Annotated in this window: 13 protein-coding genes; 8 read left to right on the top strand and 5 right to left on the bottom strand. The window is 55.9% G+C overall.

The genetic code is table 11. The annotated features are described in order from the left end of the window. Positions 1-86: 86 nt before the first annotated feature. The 3 genes from smc to WBY09_RS15085 all read right to left on the bottom strand — a co-directional run bounded on the left by smc (position 87) and on the right by WBY09_RS15085 (position 5134). A complete protein-coding gene (gene smc, locus WBY09_RS15095; RefSeq protein ID WP_336233159.1) occupies positions 87-3620 on the bottom strand; it encodes a chromosome segregation protein SMC in 3534 nt (1177 codons plus the stop codon). A gap of 73 nt (positions 3621-3693) precedes the next feature. Next, positions 3694-4290 carry a DsbA family protein gene (locus tag WBY09_RS15090; RefSeq protein ID WP_063089149.1) on the bottom strand — a complete coding sequence of 199 codons (597 nt, stop codon included), beginning with the start codon at positions 4288-4290 and terminating at the stop codon, positions 3694-3696. Between the two features lie 232 nt (positions 4291-4522). Beyond that, on the bottom strand, positions 4523-5134 hold the full coding sequence (locus WBY09_RS15085; RefSeq protein ID WP_336233158.1) for a DUF721 domain-containing protein: 612 nt from the start codon (positions 5132-5134) through the stop codon (positions 4523-4525). A gap of 77 nt (positions 5135-5211) precedes the next feature. Here WBY09_RS15085 and mutY point away from each other — a divergent pair, with 77 nt between their 5' ends. Then, entirely contained in the window at positions 5212-6291 is a 1080-nt protein-coding gene (gene mutY / locus WBY09_RS15080; RefSeq protein WP_336233157.1) for an A/G-specific adenine glycosylase, read from the top strand. A gap of 92 nt (positions 6292-6383) precedes the next feature. Here the strand turns inward: mutY and WBY09_RS15075 are convergent, their stop codons facing one another. Both WBY09_RS15075 and WBY09_RS15070 read right to left on the bottom strand, forming a co-directional pair. After that, positions 6384-6593 (bottom strand): hypothetical protein, encoded by a 210-nt coding sequence (locus WBY09_RS15075; RefSeq protein ID WP_336233155.1) that lies wholly within the window; start codon positions 6591-6593, stop codon positions 6384-6386. Positions 6594-6734: 141 nt separating this feature from the next. Next, the gene (locus WBY09_RS15070; protein WP_063089153.1) at positions 6735-7835 is read right to left on the bottom strand and encodes a site-specific DNA-methyltransferase; all 1101 of its coding nucleotides are present in this window, start codon (positions 7833-7835) and stop codon (positions 6735-6737) included. 477 nt (positions 7836-8312) lie between these two features. On the opposite strand from WBY09_RS15070, the gene WBY09_RS15065 reads away from it, so the two are divergent. From WBY09_RS15065 to WBY09_RS15035, 7 genes are all read left to right on the top strand, one after another. Further along, a complete protein-coding gene (locus WBY09_RS15065) occupies positions 8313-9320 on the top strand; it encodes a BMP family protein (RefSeq protein WP_197146634.1) in 1008 nt (335 codons plus the stop codon). Positions 9321-9451: 131 nt separating this feature from the next. Continuing rightward, positions 9452-11068, top strand: a complete 1617-nt coding sequence (locus tag WBY09_RS15060) for an ABC transporter ATP-binding protein (protein ID WP_197146633.1) — start codon at positions 9452-9454, stop codon at positions 11066-11068. Further along, a complete protein-coding gene (locus WBY09_RS15055) occupies positions 11065-12135 on the top strand; it encodes an ABC transporter permease (RefSeq protein ID WP_197146632.1) in 1071 nt (356 codons plus the stop codon). The genes WBY09_RS15060 and WBY09_RS15055 overlap by 4 nt, the downstream gene beginning before the upstream one ends. 11 nt (positions 12136-12146) lie before the next feature. Continuing rightward, positions 12147-13088, top strand: a complete 942-nt coding sequence (locus tag WBY09_RS15050; protein WP_062955907.1) for an ABC transporter permease — start codon at positions 12147-12149, stop codon at positions 13086-13088. A 48-nt stretch (positions 13089-13136) separates the two neighbouring features. After that, positions 13137-14426: an amidohydrolase family protein gene (locus WBY09_RS15045; RefSeq protein WP_197146631.1), complete on the top strand. Its 1290-nt coding sequence runs from the start codon at positions 13137-13139 to the stop codon at positions 14424-14426. 78 nt (positions 14427-14504) lie between these two features. Then, positions 14505-15110 (top strand): flavin reductase family protein, encoded by a 606-nt coding sequence (locus WBY09_RS15040; protein WP_008889862.1) that lies wholly within the window; start codon positions 14505-14507, stop codon positions 15108-15110. A gap of 166 nt (positions 15111-15276) precedes the next feature. Then, positions 15277-16578, top strand: a complete 1302-nt coding sequence (locus WBY09_RS15035) for an esterase-like activity of phytase family protein (RefSeq protein ID WP_336233153.1) — start codon at positions 15277-15279, stop codon at positions 16576-16578. The last annotated feature ends 50 nt before the right edge of the window (positions 16579-16628 follow it).

The following is a 16628-nucleotide window of genomic DNA, read 5'->3' as shown; positions in this document are numbered from 1 at the left end:
GGCCTTCACCATCATTGAGTTTCAATGATGTGTAACATCGCGTGCCCTATCAGTTTATTAATGGATTGCTTAATAAAGGGCACGGACTAACTGGTGAAGTCGAGCTCGGTCTGTTCTTTCTTGGAATAGACTTCTGCCTGATGCAGGTCGACCGAGACCAGGGACGAAACACCGCGCTCGGCCATGGTCACCCCAAACAGACGGTTCATACGGGCCATGGTCATACGGTGGTGGGTGATGACTAGGAAGCGGGTATTGGCATGACGGCCAATGGCCTCCAACAGTTTACAGAACCGGTCAACGTTGGCGTCATCAAGCGGGGCGTCAACCTCGTCAAGGACGCAAATCGGGGCCGGATTGGTCAGGAAGACCGCGAACAGAAGCGCCACCGCAGTCAGCGCCTGTTCCCCACCTGACAGAAGCGACAGATGCTGAAGCTTTTTACCCGGCGGGGATGCCATGATTTCAAGCCCAGCTTCAAGCGGATCATCCGCATCGGTCAGCATCAGGTGCGCACCGCCGCCCCCAAACAGGCGGACAAACAGTTGCTGGAAATGCTTGTCGACCTCGTCAAAGGCCGCTTTCAAACGCGCACGGGCTTCGCGGTTGAGCTGATTGATGCCATTGCGCAGTTTTTCAATGGCAGCAATCAAATCATCGCGTTCAGACACCATGGTGTCTTTCTGTTCCTGCATCTCGGCCAGTTCGACCTCGGCACGCAGGTTAACCGCACCAAGATTTTCGCGTTCGCGGGTCTGGCGTTGCAGACGAGCTTCAATGTCGCCTTCGCTTGGCAGGTCCTTGGTCAGGTCAATCTTGCCAAGCTCAACCAACTGATCCGGCGTCGCATTGACACGTTCGCGGATACGTTCGATCAAATCGCGGCGATGCTGTTCGGCCTGCTCAAGCAGCGCTTCACAGCGCACACGACCTTCACGGGCTTCGGCCAATTTCTGTTCGGCTTCGCGCAGGTTGATATCGGCTTCGCGCTGAGCATTTTCGGCGCGCTGCAATTCATCAGCGGCATCTTTGCGGGTTTGATCGGAAAGCTCGATCCGGTCAGAAAGAATGGCACGGCGTTCTTCGATCTCTTCGGGCTTGAGTTCAAGCTCCTCGATCTCCATGCGGGCCTCTTCCTGGCGTTCGCGCAATTCGGCAACACGTTCACCGGCACCCGATGCACGTTCGTTCCATGTGGCAATTTCGTTTTCAACGAATTCAAGGCGCTTGCGGCGGCCTGACATGGTGCTTTGCATGCGTTCAAGCTGGCTGCGGGCTTCCATATGGTCCGCACGCGCATCGGCAAGATTGGCGCGTTTTTCAATCAACTCAGCCTTGATTTCCATCAGGCCCTCGCTGCTTTCCTCTGGCAGGGCTGCAAGCTCTTCCTGTTCGGCAATCAGTTCATCAAGGTCCTGCTTGGCGCGTTTTTCGGCCTCTTCGGCGTTCTGAAGGCGGCTTTCAATCGCGCTGGCATCGCGTTTGATATTTGCGATTTCTTCGCGTGCGGATGAGGCCGCAGTTTCAGCATCGCGCACCGCGCGGTGTGCTTCCTGTTCGGCCGTACGGGCCGCCTCGATTTCTTCATCAAGGCGTTCGACATTTTCGCTGGCGATTTCGGCCCGCTCGCTTGCAGCTTCGACAACCGCATCGGCTTCTTCAAGTTCGCAGCGCAATTCATCAAGTCGGTTACGCTGGCGCAGACGGACCGCAGCGGGCAATTCCGCCCCGGCCAGAATACGATAGCCATCCCAACGCCAAAGCGCCCCGTCGCGCGACACAAGGCGCTGACCAACCTTGAGGTTTTTGGCAAGGAAGTTACCGGTTGCTTCGTCTTCAACAATGCCGATCTGCCACAGACGCCGGTTCAAAAGTGCGGGTGCCTCGACATATTTGGCAAGGGCCGACACCCCGTCCGGCAGGGCCGGATCATCGGTCGCCGGATCAATGGCGGCCCAATGCATTGCGGCATCGGTTGCATCCGGGGCATCAAGGTCCTCACCAAGGGCTGCTGCCATGGCAAGTTCAAAGCCGCTTTGAACCGTGATGTTTTCGATCACGCCGGGATATTTATCATCGTCACCGCCGCGCAGCAGGCTTTCAAGTGCGTCGATCTCGGCGGTCAGGCGCGCCTTGCGGCTTTCGGCATCACGCAGTGCATCGCGCGCATCACTTTCGGCGGTTTTAAGACCATCTTCACGATCACGCATTTCGGCCAAGCGCATCTCGGCCTCTTCGACGGCCATTTTGCGCTGTTCGACCAGTTCCTCGCACTCTTCAAGATGCATGCTTGCTTCTTCAAGCGCCTCGGAAAAGTCGGCCTCAATTCGGATATCATCAAGCTTGGCGACGGCCTCGTCATGGCGTTCGGTCAGGCGCGCACGGCGGGCATTCAGTTCGCTGAGGCGCTGCTGCACCGATTTAAGGCGTGCCTCTTCCTCGGCGACCTTGTTGGTCAATTGATCAACATCGGCTTCCAGTTCTTCGACGCGCAGCGCCTTTTCGGATGCCATTTCGCGGGCTTCATCAAGGGCGTCATCTTCGCCGCCTTGGGCCTCGCGGAGTTCTTCACGCTCGTTCTTGAGCTTTTCAAGCGCGCCTTGCGCATCACTTGCCAATTCGGCCTCACGCGCAAGGTCGGCATCGATTTGCTGAATACGGGCACGCAATTGGCCCATCTGGGTTTCGATCTGGGCCTTGTCCTTATCAAGACCTTCGCGCTCGATCAAAAGACGTTGAAGGGCGGCGGCGGCCTCGGCCTCTTTTTTGCGAAGATCGGGCAGGCTTGCGGCCACATGGGCCTGAACCGTGGTCGCCTCGGTCACCGACGAGGTCAGATCACGTACCGCACTTTCGCCCGCGACCAGCAATTCACGTGCATCTTCCTGGCGTTTTTGGGCTTCGGACCAGCGGATGTGGAACAACAATGCCTCGGTCTCGCGGACACTTTCGGAAAGTTTGCGATACCGTTCGGCCTGTCTTGCCTGTTTTTGCAGCGATGCGATCTGGCCATCAAGCTGCAACAGAACGTCTTCAAGACGTTCCATGTTCTGTTCTGCGTTCTTAAGGCGCAATTCCGCCTCGTGGCGGCGTGAATGCAGACCGGTAATGCCGGCGGCCTCTTCAAGGATCAGGCGACGCTGGATCGGTTTGGCCCCGATCAGTGCACCAATTTTACCTTGGGAAACCATGGCATTTGACCGTGCACCGGTTGCGGCATCGGCAAATAGCAATTGCACATCTCGCGCACGGACATCCTTGCCATTCACGCGATAGTTCGACCCACCGCCACGTTCAATGCGGCGCGTGACTTCAAGCATGTCGAAGTCGTTGAACATCGCGGGCGCCTTGCGCTCGCTGTTATCAAGGGTGACGGATACTTCGGCAACGTTGCGCGCCGGTCGCGACGATGTGCCGCCAAAAATCACGTCGGACATGTCCGAGCCACGCATCTGCTTGGCCGATGTTTCCCCCATCACCCAACGCAATGCTTCGACAAGATTGGATTTGCCACAGCCGTTCGGGCCGACAACACCGGTCAGCCCGTCTTCAACCAATAAATCTGTTGAATCGACGAAGGATTTGAAACCCGTCAGCTTTAGCGATTTAAACTGGACCAATCATGTCCCCCGGTCCGACCCTGTCCCTTGTTGCCGGACACCACATATGCGGTGTCCGGCAGAATTGTTTTATTTAGTCGATAAGGTCTTCGACTTTTTCGATAAAGAATTCCGCGTCACGCGAACCGGCAATGGTGTCGCCATCAAGAACGAAGCTTGGCGTGGAATTAACGTTGAACTCCTGTTCGCCACGCATGCGTGAGCCGACGATACCATCAATCAGTTCCTGATCGGCCATGCAGGCATCAACCGCATCACCGGTCATTCCGGCAAAGCGGACCACTTCCTTGATGCTGGCAATCGGGTCCTGCGAACGCGCCCAGGTCATCTGCGATTTGAACAGCATGCCAAGCACACCGAAATAACGATCTTCGCCCGCGCACTGTGCGATTGCAGCCGCACGTAGCGCAACACCATCAAGCGGATAGTCGCGGAAGATCAGTTTCAGTTTGCCGGTATCAATCAGCTTTTCCTTGATCTCAGGCAGAACCTCGGTGTGGAAGGACGCACAATGCGGGCAGGTCAAAGATGCATATTCAATCATCGTGACCGGCGCATTTTCGTCGCCCAGCACATGTTCTTTCCATTCAACTGCCTGTGCCTGTTGGGTGCTTGCGACCCCAACCATCATCAAAAACGCACAAGCAAGAAACTTAACTGCCTTTAGCAAGGAAACCTCCGTTAAAACAAAGTTTTGTGATTACAAGCCTGTTGCAGCGCGCGAGTCAACACACCCCCGAAAACGGCTATGCCACCAACGAGTCGCCAAAGTGGTGCGCAATTGCGGCAACTCCGTGATCGTTCATTTCATGAAACTGATTCGATTATCGACGACGCGCAAGACAACAGATCGTGACCGCAGGGCAAGTTATCAAATGCCCACGGTTACGGTCGCGAAAGCGTTATTTCTTGCCTGTTTTGGGGCGCAAACCGCCGCTTGCACCGGCGATGTGACGACCAAGGCGGGTCAGAACTTCGCGAAGGTGCGGATCTTCGATCTTTTCGAGGTCGGCCTGACTGGTTGGGCTGATGTCGGCCTCGGGCACGTCGGTCGGGCGATGAACGGTCCGTTCGGGCCGTGAAATATCGCCCTGAAGCATCGTGATCTTGTTGATCGCACGATAGCCAAAATAACTGTTCACCCGTTCGATGATCTGCGGCATGCGGTGTTGCAGCTCAAGGGCTACCGGCCCGACAACCCTGATCAGCAATGTACCACCGGCCATGCTTTCCTTGGGCGGCGGGCTGTATTTCAGCGGCATTGTGTATTGTTCAAGATCACGCCCGACGATCTCGGCCCAATGCAGGATGATTTCCGTTTGGAAAAAGCCGCGCTTGCGCACCAGCGGCCGGGTCAGGTTGCCAACAAGGGGTGCAACATTACGCAGGCCCATCCGACGTTCCGAGCTGCCCAGCGGGACAAAGCCCTGCTTCTTTTTGGGCGCAACGGTTTTGGATGGCTGATCCATCACCGAGCCACTTTTCGTACCAACACTATCTTTTTTCTTGCTCACGCCCGCTTCTTTCGTAGGGTCTGCATACCTTCGGACCAAAAGTCTGTGTCCGCAAAACAACATAACACGGGATCGACGTGCATTTCACCCATCAGGATACCCAACGCCTCGCAGCAAGCATGCTGGAATGGTACGACCGCCATCACCGCACCCTGCCCTGGCGATCAGAACCCGGCGACACGCCAGATCCCTATCATGTCTGGCTAAGCGAAATCATGCTGCAACAAACCACCGTGCAAACGGTGGGGCCATATTTTGCTGCATTTCTGAAACGCTGGCCAACCGTGACCGATCTTGCCAATGCCGAACTTGATGATGTTTTGCATGCATGGCAGGGGCTGGGATATTACGCACGGGCGCGCAACCTGCACAAATGCGCCAAGGTTGTCGCATCGGAATATGACGGCGTTTTCCCCGATACCGAGGAAGGGTTGCTGAAACTGCCGGGTATCGGCCCCTATACCGCCTGCGCAGTTGCCGCCATTGCCTTTAACCGCCATGCAAGCCCGGTGGATGGCAATATCGAACGGGTGATTTCGCGCCTGTTTGCGCTGGAAACGCCGTTGCCCGACGTCAAACCGGAAATCAAGGAAAAGTCGGCTGCCCTGACCCCATCCGACCGCCCCGGCGATTATGCACAGGCATTGATGGATCTTGGGGCGACAGTCTGCACACCGCGCAATCCCGCGTGCGGCATTTGCCCATGGCAAGCCGATTGTGAAGGCCGCAAATCAGGCATCGCGCCCGACCTTCCCAAGAAACGCAAAAAGGAACCCAAACCAACCCGGGTTGGTTATGCGTTTTGGATCCGACGCGAAGATGATGGCCGCATCCTGGTGCGCCGCCGCCCGGAAAAGGGATTGCTGGGGGGCCTGTATGAAGTGCCCGGAAGTGACTGGCGCGCGATTGACGCGCCCGATGATGTGATGTTGTCCGAAGCACCGGTATCCGCCAATTGGTCGGAACTTGACGGTAAGGTTGGTCATACCTTCACGCATTTTCATCTCAATGTCAGCGTGCTGGCCACGACGCTGCCCGCTGATCATGCCGATACACTTGACGGTAGTTGGACAACCATTGACGGGCTTTCGGATTTTGCCCTGCCGACCATCATGAAAAAGATCGTCCGACATGCCCTGAAATACGGGCCAGCCTGAACTGAATAGCTGTGCCGAATGAAAGCACCGAAATTAAAAAGGCCCGAGGTCAAAACCACGGGCCTTTTGTTTTTGAACATCGCGCGGCGCGATCAGGCGTAAATGTCGATCACCTGTCCACGGCCCTCTGTCGGGGTCGGGGCTGCCTGCTGCGACGTTTCGGTTTCTGCTGCTTGCTCTATCCGCTGTGCCGGCGGTGAATTCAGGTCGTTGTTACCCGTTTCAGCAATTGGCGCGGCTGCCTGCTGAATTTGTACCGGGTTGGGTGCGTATGCTGCACCCCCTACTGCACCTGCTTGCATATTCTTCTCCATCTATCCTTGCGGATAAGTTTGATGATCGGAATATAGCAAGATTTTTGCCCAAAAGCAAAACCGGCGGGTTTTGCAACCACGCCGGTTCTTTTAGGCATCAAGGATTTAGCCGAAGTTTTGCGGCTTGGATCAGGCGGGGACCTGACCCATTTCCTTACGCAGCTGACTGCGCAGATTGTCGATCGAAACCAGTCGGCCATCGCACTTGTAATGCCAATAAGTCCAACCATTACAAGCCTGTGCGCCCTGAACGTGGGCACCGATCTGATGGATCGAACCGGCATTGTCCTTGTGACTGATCGAGCCATCAGCACGTACCATGGCGGCAACATTGCCCCGGTTGTCATAGATCTTGTCGCCCGGCGAAAGCAGGCCACGTTCGATCACCGCACCAAACGGGATACGCGGCAGGGAACGCTTCGACTCGGTCAGCTCAAGGCTGTCGCCATCCAGCATCTGAACCTTGGAAATGCGTTCGCGCGCGGCCTCGGCATAGCTTTCTTCGCGTTCCAGACCGATGAAGTGACGGCCCAAACGACGTGCGGCTGCACCAGTGGTGCCGGTGCCAAAGAACGGATCAAGCACCACATCACCCTGACGGGTGGTCGCCATCAGAACACGCTGAAGCAATGCTTCGGGCTTCTGGGTCGGATGGACCTTCTTGCCCTTGTCGTCCTTAAGACGTTCCGAGCCAGAGCAAATCGGCATCAACCAGTCAGAGCGCATCTGCAGGCCTTCATTGAGCTGCTTCATCGCTTCGTAGTTAAAGGTGATGGCCTTTTGCTCTTCGCTTTTGGAACACCACAAAAGGGTCTCGTGCGCGTTGCAGAAACGCTTGCCGCGGAAGTTCGGCATCGGGTTGGTTTTGCGCCAGACGATATCATTGAGGATCCAATACCCGATATCCTGGAGCATGTTACCAACACGATAAATGTTGTGATACGAACCGATCACCCAGATCGCACCGGTGTCCTTAAGCACGCGGCGCGCCGCCGTCAGCCAGTCACGGGTGAACTCGTCATAGTGACGGAAGCTGTCGAACTGATCCCAATGATCGTCAACAGCGTCGACCTTGGAATTGTTCGGGCGCAGAAGATCGCCACCAAGCTGAAGGTTATAGGGCGGATCGGCAAAAATCAGATCGACGGATTTTTCCGGCAGGCTGTTCATCAGCTCGATGCAATCGCCAACCATCACCTGATCAAGTGGTAAAGATGTCTTTTTTGTCATGATGCCTTCTAGGTTCCCCCTTGAAATCTTGATGAAAGCATCAACCGAAATAGTTAATGAAAGAGTTAACCGACTCCGAAATTTTTCAAGGATTCGCATTGTGTTAGAAAGTGCGTCACCTGTTTAGACAATCTTAACCGCTATGCCCGAAAAACCGGAAGATTTTGCCCCTGCTACCGCATGGTCACAAATACGGTTGATACAGCCCGGACTCGGGTATCGGGCCTGCGCGAAACAGCACCAATCGGCACCGGAATATCCACCGATCACCTTTTGGCTGCGCAGAAACCTGCCATTTGCACGCGTTAATTCACCCCAAACCCCGTGCATTCCCAAATACTTACACCAAAGAGTGGAAAACTGACCATTTGGACAGAAGGTGCTTTGCCTCTTTTGTGATCGCGTATACAATCTGCCCACAATCTATGCAAAAGGTTGAGTTTCGCATAACGGCAATAAATCCGCAGGGGGACAAAAATGAAGTCTGGTACTTTCCGCCTAACGCGTCGTGCCATGCTGTCGGCCATCGCTGGCGCAGCCGCCGTCGTATCGTTTGGCTTTGGTGCACCGGCCGAGGCCGCCGATCCGCTTAAGGTTTCGGCAATCTACACCGTTCCGGTCGAACAGCAGTGGGTATCGCGCATTCACAAGGCGCTTAATGCCGCCGAAGCACGTGGCGATATTTCCTATGAGTTTTCCGAAAACGTCGCCAACACCGACTATGAGCGCGTCATGCGCGAATATGCCGAAAACGGTTCAGACCTGATCGTTGGTGAAGTGTTCGGTGTCGAACGTGCTGCGCGCAAGGTTGCGGCCGACTATCCGGAAACCGCGTTCCTGATGGGGTCAAGCTTTGCCCCGGACGGGGAAAACTTCTCGGTCTTTGATAACTTCATCCACGAGCCGAGCTACCTTGTCGGCATGGCGGCTGGTAAGGCGACCGAAACCAACAAGATCGGCATGGTTGGCGGTTTTGCCATCCCGGAAGTGAACCGTCTGATGCATGCCTTCATGGCAGGTGCCAAATCGGTCAATCCGGATGTCGAATTCATGGTGACCTTCATCAACAGCTGGTATGACCCGCCCAAGGCCAAAGAAGCAGCCTTTGCCATGATTGATAGCGGTGCGGACATCATGTATGCCGAACGCTTTGGCGTTTCCGATGCCGCCAAGGAACGCGGCATTCTGGCCGTTGGCAACGTGATCGACACCGCGGCTGATTATCCGGGCACCATTCTGGGTTCGGCCCTGTGGCACATGGAAGCCACCATTGACCATGCCATCGAGGCGGTCAAAGCCGGTGAATTCAAGGCCGAAGATTACGGCAAGTTCAGCTACATGGAATATGGCGGCGGTTCTGTCGTTCTCGATCCGGCACTGCTGCCGGACGGCACGGTTGAAGAAGTCGAAGTCAAACAGGCTGAAATCCTTGATGGGTCCTTCACGGTTGACGTAAACGACGAAGAACCGAAATCATCAATGTAAGATTTCGCTGAAATCACTGGGCAGTTCGGTTAAACAATCGAACTGCCCTTTGTCATTTACGACATCATACCCACCACAAAGCCGCCCACTGCCCCACAGCGTGACGCATAAAAACAAAACGGATTACCCGAATGTCATCTGCTGCGCACACATCATCCGAAACGTCGCAAGACCTGCTGCTGTCGCTGGCAGGTGTCACCAAAAGATTTGGCCCACTCGTTGCCAATAACGCCATCGACCTGACCGTTCACAAGGGCGAAATCGTTGCCCTTCTTGGTGAAAACGGTGCGGGTAAAACCACCTTGATGAATATTCTGTTCGGTCACTATGTCGCAGACGAAGGCACCGTTACGGTCGCTGGTCGCGATGGTAACCTTGAACAGCTTGAACCGGGCGCCCCGCAGGCTGCCCTTGATGCCGGGATCGGCATGGTTCACCAGCATTTCACATTGGCCGAAAACCTGACCGGGCTTGATAACATTGTCCTTGGGACCGAACCTATTTTCAGGCTCCGTCGTGATCGCAGCAGCGCACGCGCAAAGCTTGGTGAACTGATGGCCGGATCGGGGCTTAATGTCGATCTTGATCAGCCAGTGCACAAATTGACCGTCGGTGAAAAGCAGCGCGTTGAAATCCTCAAGGCGCTTTATCGCAATGCGCGGCTTTTGGTTCTTGATGAACCCACCGCCGTTCTGACACCGCAAGAAGCCGACAGCCTGTTTGCCATCCTGCGCAAACTTGCCGCAACCGGCCTTGCGGTGATCATCATCGCCCACAAGCTGGCCGAAGTTCTTGCTGTTTCGCACCGGATTGCGGTCCTGCGCGGCGGTGCCAAGGTTGGCGAAATGAAAACCAGCGATGCGAACCATAAATCCATCGCCGAACTGATGGTCGGTCGCGAAGTTCCCGCCAGCCGCCGTACACCGCGCGCGCCCGGAAAGCCCGTCATCACACTTGTCGATGTGACCATTGATCGCGGTGATTCCCGCCGGTCCCTGCATGGGGTGAATGTCACCGCCCGGGAAGGCGAAATTCTTGGCATTGCCGGGGTATCGGGCAATGGGCAGGCGGCGCTGGCGCAACTTATCGCCGGGCTTGATAAACCCGATCGCGGCACAGTCGAAATATTTGGCGAAAAAGTCACCAAATTCGACGCCCACACCTTCGCGCAGAACGGCATCGCACGCATTCCGGAAGACCGCCATCATGACGGCATGGTCGGATCAATGACGGTGGCTGAAAACATCGCAATCGAGGATGTCCGAAGCGCGGAATACCAGAAACTCGGTTTCCTTGATTTCGAGGCCATCCGCAAACGTGCGGAACATGCGATTGCCGATTATGATGTGCGCTGCCCGGGCCCGGATGCCCCGGCGCGCCTGTTGTCCGGCGGCAATATCCAGAAACTGATCCTGGCGCGTGTTCTGGAAAAGTCGCCCAAGCTGATCCTTGCCAATCAGCCGTCACGCGGCCTTGACGTCGGCGCGCAATCCGAAGTCCATCGTCGATTGCTGGAAGCCCGCCAGGGCGGGGCCGCAGTGATCCTGATTTCCGAAGACCTTGATGAACTTCTGACCATTTCCGACCAAATCGCGGTGATCCATGCCGGGCATATTACACCCGCCATGCCAACCGATAGCATTGATCGGTCCGAACTTGGCCTGATGATGGCCGGACAAAAAGCCGCCTCGCATGCCCCCGATGCCCCTCCTGCCACGACGACCACCAATCCGGGAGAAACGGCATGATCCGCTTTGAACCCCGCAGCAATCCCGGCCCGTTTCTGGTTTATGGCGTCCCGGTTCTGGCCGCGACGATTGCCATTCTTCTGGCCGCCATTCCGCTTGCCCTTGCCGGTGCGCCGATCATTGAGGCCTATGGCCTTATGATCAGCGGTGCCTTTGGCTCCGTGTTCTCGACCTCGGAAATGCTGACCCGCGCAACGCCCCTGATCCTGACTGGGCTTGCGGCCGCCATCGCATTCCGGGCCAAGCTTTGGAATATCGGTGCTGAAGGCCAGCTCTACATGGGGGCCATGGCCGCCGTTGCCGTTGGTTCGGGTGTGATTGATGGGCCAAGCTGGGTGATGATCCCGGTTGTGATCATCGCAGGCATGATTGCAGGTGCGCTGATGCTGATTGGCCCGACGCTTTTGAAAACCCGCCTTGGCGTCGATGAAGTGGTCACCACCCTGCTTTTGAATTTCATCGTGTTGCTGTTCGTCCAGATGATGCTCGAAGGGGCGCTTAAAGACCCGATGTCGATGGGCTGGCCGCAGTCTGAACCGATCATTGATAGTGCAGCATTCCCGGCCCTTCTGGAACGCATGCGGGTACATATCGGGCTTCTCATCGCACTTGTTTCGGCCATTGCGCTGGCGATTTTCGTCAAACGCACGGTATGGGGCTTTGAAATTCGTGCAGTGGGGGAAAATGCCGCAGCTGCCAAATTTTCCGGCATTTCGGTGACCAAAACCATGATCCTTGTTGCCGCCCTGTCGGGTGGTTTGGCCGGTCTTGCCGGGGTATCGGAAGTGGCTGGCACGCGTGGTTACCTCGCAACTGACCTGTCGCCCGGATATGGCTATGCCGGAATTGTGGTCGCTATGCTTGCCCGTCTGTCACCCATCGGCGTAATTGCATCGGCGTTGTTTGTTGCATCGGTCTTTGTCGGTGCAGATTCCATGAGCCGTGCAATTGGCGTTTCAAGCTATCTCGCCGATCTGATCGTTGCCATGGCGTTGCTGTGCGTTTTGATCGGCGGGTTCTTGACCCGGTTTAGGGTTCACTTTGATCGCAAATCGGCGCAGGGCTAAGGGGAAAGACCATGGAAATCATTGATATTCTTCTTGCCGCCAGCTTCTGGGAAGCCGCCATTCGCATTGCGACCCCGCTGATCTTTGGCGTGTTGGGCGCATTGATTTGCGAACGCGCCGGTGTGCTTAACCTTGGGATCGAGGGCATCTTTACCGCCGGTGCCATGGCGGGCTGGATGGCTGTATGGCTAGGTGCCGGTCTTTGGGGCGGTGTATTGGTTGCAGCCCTTGCGGGTGGCTTCTTTGGCCTGATCCATGCGATCCTGACTGTGCCGCTGGGGCTCAGCCAGCATGTGTCAGGCATCGGGGTGACGTTGCTTGCGACCAGCCTGTCCTATTTCACCTATCGCACGGCATTGCCCGATGTTTCGTCCCCGCCGCGCATCGAACCGTTCCGTCCGCTTGATATCCCGTTTCTTTCAGACCTACCCTTCATCGGTCAGGCACTGTTTTCGCAAACGGCGATGACGATGCTGGCCCTTGTGCTGGTGTTCGTCACTGGCTGGGTTTTGTATCGCACGCCACTTGGTCTTGCGATCCGGGCGGTTGGCGACAACCCGTCCTCGGTAGAGGCACAGGGGCTTTCGGTTTATGGCCTTCGCATTGGTGCGGTCGTTGTCGGATCATCACTGATGGCATTGGGCGGGGCTTTCCTGACCATGTCGGCCTTTGATGCGTTCTTCTTTGGCATGATCAATGGCCGTGGCTGGGTCTGTATCGCGCTGACCGTGTTTGCCAGCTGGCGACCGGGCAAGGCATTGATCGGGGCTTTGCTGTTTGGGGCATTTGACGCGTTTCAGGTACGCCTGCAGACCGAGGTCGGCGCATTCCTGCCATCGCAGGTATTCCTGATGATGCCCTATATCCTGTCGATCATTGCGCTTATTGTTGTCGCCCGCAAAGCCGATTACCCCAAGGCGCTTCTTGTGCCATGGTTCAAGGGCCAGCGTTAAGCACAGCACCACAACTATGACTGCCACCACCAGACCAAGGATGACATCATGCAACCCGATCTGATCCTGAAAAACGCCAATATCGCCAATGGCCCAACCGGTGTGGATATCGCGTGTCAGAACGGCAAAATCATCGAGATTGCCGAACATATCGATGTGCCCTCGGTTGAGGTGCTTGATTGTGGTGACATGCTGGTCAGCCCGCCCTTTGTCGACAGCCATTTCCACATGGACGCGACCCTGTCACTCGGTCTGCCGCGCATGAATGAGTCGGGCACGTTGCTTGAAGGCATCGCACTGTGGGGGGAGCTTAAACCGCTTCTGACCCCCGAAGCGGTGATTGAGCGCGCGCTTAAATATTGCGATCTGGCGGTCTCCAAAGGACTGCTTGCCATCCGCACCCATGTCGATGTTTGCGATGACCGGTTGCTGGCGGTTGATGCGTTGCTGGAAGTCAAGAAACAGGTCGCACCCTATATCGATCTGCAACTGGTGGCCTTCCCGCAGGATGGTTATTTGCGCAGCCCGACCGCCAAGGAAAACACCATCCGTGCGCTGGACAAGGGTGTCGATGTTGTGGGCGGCATTCCGCATTTCGAACGCACCATGGCCGATGGTGCACAAAGCATCAAAGAACTTTGCGAAATGGCGGCGGACCGCGGGCTTATGGTCGATATGCATTGCGATGAATCTGATGATCCGCTATCGCGTCATATCGAAATGCTGACCTATGAAACCCAGCGTTTGGGGCTTCAGGGCCGGGTGACCGGCTCACACCTGACATCCATGCACTCGATGGATAATTACTATGTCTCCAAGCTGATCGCCCTGATGGCCGAGGCAGAGGTTTCCGCCATTGCCAATCCGCTGATCAACATCACCCTTCAGGGCCGTCATGACACCTATCCCAAGCGTCGCGGCATGACCCGTGTGCCGGAATTGCGCAAGGCCGGGCTCACGGTGGCCTTCGGTCATGATTGCGTCATGGATCCCTGGTATTCGATGGGTTCTGGCGACATGCTTGAAGTCGCATCCATGGGGCTGCATGTCGCCCAGATGACGTCACGCGATGATATCCGCGCCTGCTTTGATGCGGTCACGACAGAACCCGCCAAGATCATGGGACTTGAAGGGTATGGGATTGAAGTTGGCAACAATGCCGATTTCGTCATCCTGCAGGCCCGCGACACCATCGAGGCCATCCGCATGCGCGCCAACCGCCTGTTCGTTATCCGCCGGGGCAAGATCATCGCCGAAACGCCAATGGCGCAGACACGCCTGCATCTGTCCGACCGCCCGGATCATGTACGCGAACACGAATACGCGCCGGGACAATGAAATATGACGCATGATCAAGTGATCTGATTGCTTTTTGCAGTCGGATAAAAGACACCGCCAACCAGAACGGACGTCCCGATGTTTTACGAGCCCGGAAAAACCGCCCACAATCTTCCACATGACCCGTTCAAGGCCTGTGTGGCGCCGCGTCCGATTGGCTGGGTATCGACACTCGACAAGGAAGGCCGGGCCAACCTTGCGCCTTATTCCTTTTTCAATGCGGTGCATGGCAATCCGCCGATGGTAATGTTTTCGTCGGGCGGGTCGGTCGACAGTTTGCGCAATGCGCGCGATACCGGCGAGTTTGTTGTTGGCGTTGCGCCGAAGGCGATGCTGAAAGAACTTAATTTTTCCTCGGCCCCGCTGCCGCCGGGCGAAGATGAGTTTGAATATGCCGGGCTGGAAAAGCTGCCGGCAAAATGCGTCAAACCGCATCTGATCAAGGGTGTGCCGATCCATATGGAATGTGAAGTGTTCCAGATTGTCGACCTGCCAAGCGCCAATCCGGAACGCCCGTGTGCGATGGTGATTGGAACCGTCGTTGGCCTGCATATCGATGATGACATCATTCGCGATGGCATGGTTGATATCACACTGTTTGAGCCGCTCGCGCGGCTTGGCTATCAGGAATATGCCAGCGTTTCGGAAACCTTCACGGTCCGCCGCGAGGATTTCTGGAAGTAGTACATCCCAAACCTGGCCAAGCGTCTGATTTGTTTCATCAAAGCGACGCTCAAGTGCAAACAAACTGTCACACAGAACCCTTAATGTGAACAGGAACACAGTTCGCCCGAACATTGCGGGCTTGAGCCTAAGTGTTTTTGTGAAATTTTTCGGGGAATTCCCAGTGATGAAACGGACGTTTGCAGCCGGTCTTTTCGGTGTTACCGCCATGCTGATGGCGGGTTCTGCCATGGCAGGCGAAGCCAAGGTTTTTGAAACCAAAAGTGCGATCAACAACCTTTCAACCGTCATGGTTGACGGAGGCAAGGCACGCCCGCTTACCGTCGGCTTTGGTTCTGGCGCATACCGCCGCCCGGGCGATCCGGCCAACATGTTCTATGCCGTTTCTGACCGTGGCCCGAACTTTGTCTGTGGCGATGTTGAAGCCGTCCTTGGTGTTTCTGCCGATCAGGTCTGCAAGGGGCAGAAAGTCCGCGTTTATCCGACCCCGGATTACTCGCCTTCGATCTATACTATCTTCCTGAATGACGATGGCAGCTTTGACGTCAAGGACGTCATTACGCTGAAAGATCAGAATGGTGTGCCTTTGACCGGCCTGACCAACAAGCTGACCGTGGCGAAGACCGAAAAGCCGGTCGATGCCAATGGCAATCCGCTTGAACAGTCTGTTTCCTCCATCGATGCCGAGGGTATTATTCGTCTATCTGACGGGTCCTACTGGATTGGTGAAGAAAACGGTCCGTCAATCCTGCATGCGGCGGCGGACGGCACCGTCATTGAACGTATCGTTCCGGCCGGTTCGGAAAAGGATTTCGAAGGTTCGGCTTATACAGTCACCGGTGGCCTTCCGGCCATTCTGGTCAAACGCCAGACCAACCGCGGCATTGAATCCATGGCCGTATCGCCAGACGAAACCAAGCTTTACTTCATGGTTCAGAACCCGCTGGCCAACCCGAATGCCGATGCCTACAAGGCGGCCAAGAACACCCGCCTGTTCGTTTATGATCGCGCAGCATCAAAACTGAGCAGTGAATATATCTATCAGTTGGATGATCCGCAGAGCTTCCGCAACGATCCGTCCAAGAAACAGAACGCACCGCGCATTTCCGAAGTTCTCGCCCTTGGCAATGACCGTCTTCTGGTGCTTGAACGCACTGACAAGACCACGAAGCTGCATGAAGTCGAACTTGAAGGGGCAACCAACATCCTTGCCACCCGATGGGATGACATGTCGACCAGTCCGACTTTGGAACAGCAAAACGATCTTGACAGCATCAATCTCACCCCGGTTTCCAAGACGCTTCGTTTTGACAGCGCGGACTACCCGGAAGCCCCGAACAAGCTTGAAGGCCTTGCCATCATGGGCGACGGTGCACTTGCGATGATCAACGACAATGACTTTGGCATCAAGGGCGATCCGACCAAGGTTATCCTGATCGACGGTCTGGTTCAGGCTGACAAATTCTGATCTGTCGTCTTACTTCTCGACAATCACAGGCGGGAAAGCTGTCATGCAGC

This window comes from Thalassospira sp. CH_XMU1458 (genome assembly GCF_037027205.1).
GTDB lineage: Bacteria > Pseudomonadota > Alphaproteobacteria > Rhodospirillales > Thalassospiraceae > Thalassospira > Thalassospira tepidiphila.
The sequence above is the reverse complement of the archived record's forward strand: the minus strand, read 5'-3'. Positions and strand labels throughout refer to the sequence as shown.

Coding starts and splice junctions, on each gene's coding strand:
- WBY09_RS15070 (WP_063089153.1), bottom strand. CDS start 7,835: ATGACAAAAAAGACATCTTTACCACTTGATCAGGTGATGGTTGGCGAT.
- WBY09_RS15050 (WP_062955907.1), top strand. CDS start 12,147: ATGGAAATCATTGATATTCTTCTTGCCGCCAGCTTCTGGGAAGCCGCC.
- WBY09_RS15035 (WP_336233153.1), top strand. CDS start 15,277: ATGAAACGGACGTTTGCAGCCGGTCTTTTCGGTGTTACCGCCATGCTG.
- WBY09_RS15060 (WP_197146633.1), top strand. CDS start 9,452: ATGTCATCTGCTGCGCACACATCATCCGAAACGTCGCAAGACCTGCTG.
- WBY09_RS15040 (WP_008889862.1), top strand. CDS start 14,505: ATGTTTTACGAGCCCGGAAAAACCGCCCACAATCTTCCACATGACCCG.
- WBY09_RS15045 (WP_197146631.1), top strand. CDS start 13,137: ATGCAACCCGATCTGATCCTGAAAAACGCCAATATCGCCAATGGCCCA.
- WBY09_RS15075 (WP_336233155.1), bottom strand. CDS start 6,593: ATGCAAGCAGGTGCAGTAGGGGGTGCAGCATACGCACCCAACCCGGTA.
- WBY09_RS15065 (WP_197146634.1), top strand. CDS start 8,313: ATGAAGTCTGGTACTTTCCGCCTAACGCGTCGTGCCATGCTGTCGGCC.
- WBY09_RS15055 (WP_197146632.1), top strand. CDS start 11,065: ATGATCCGCTTTGAACCCCGCAGCAATCCCGGCCCGTTTCTGGTTTAT.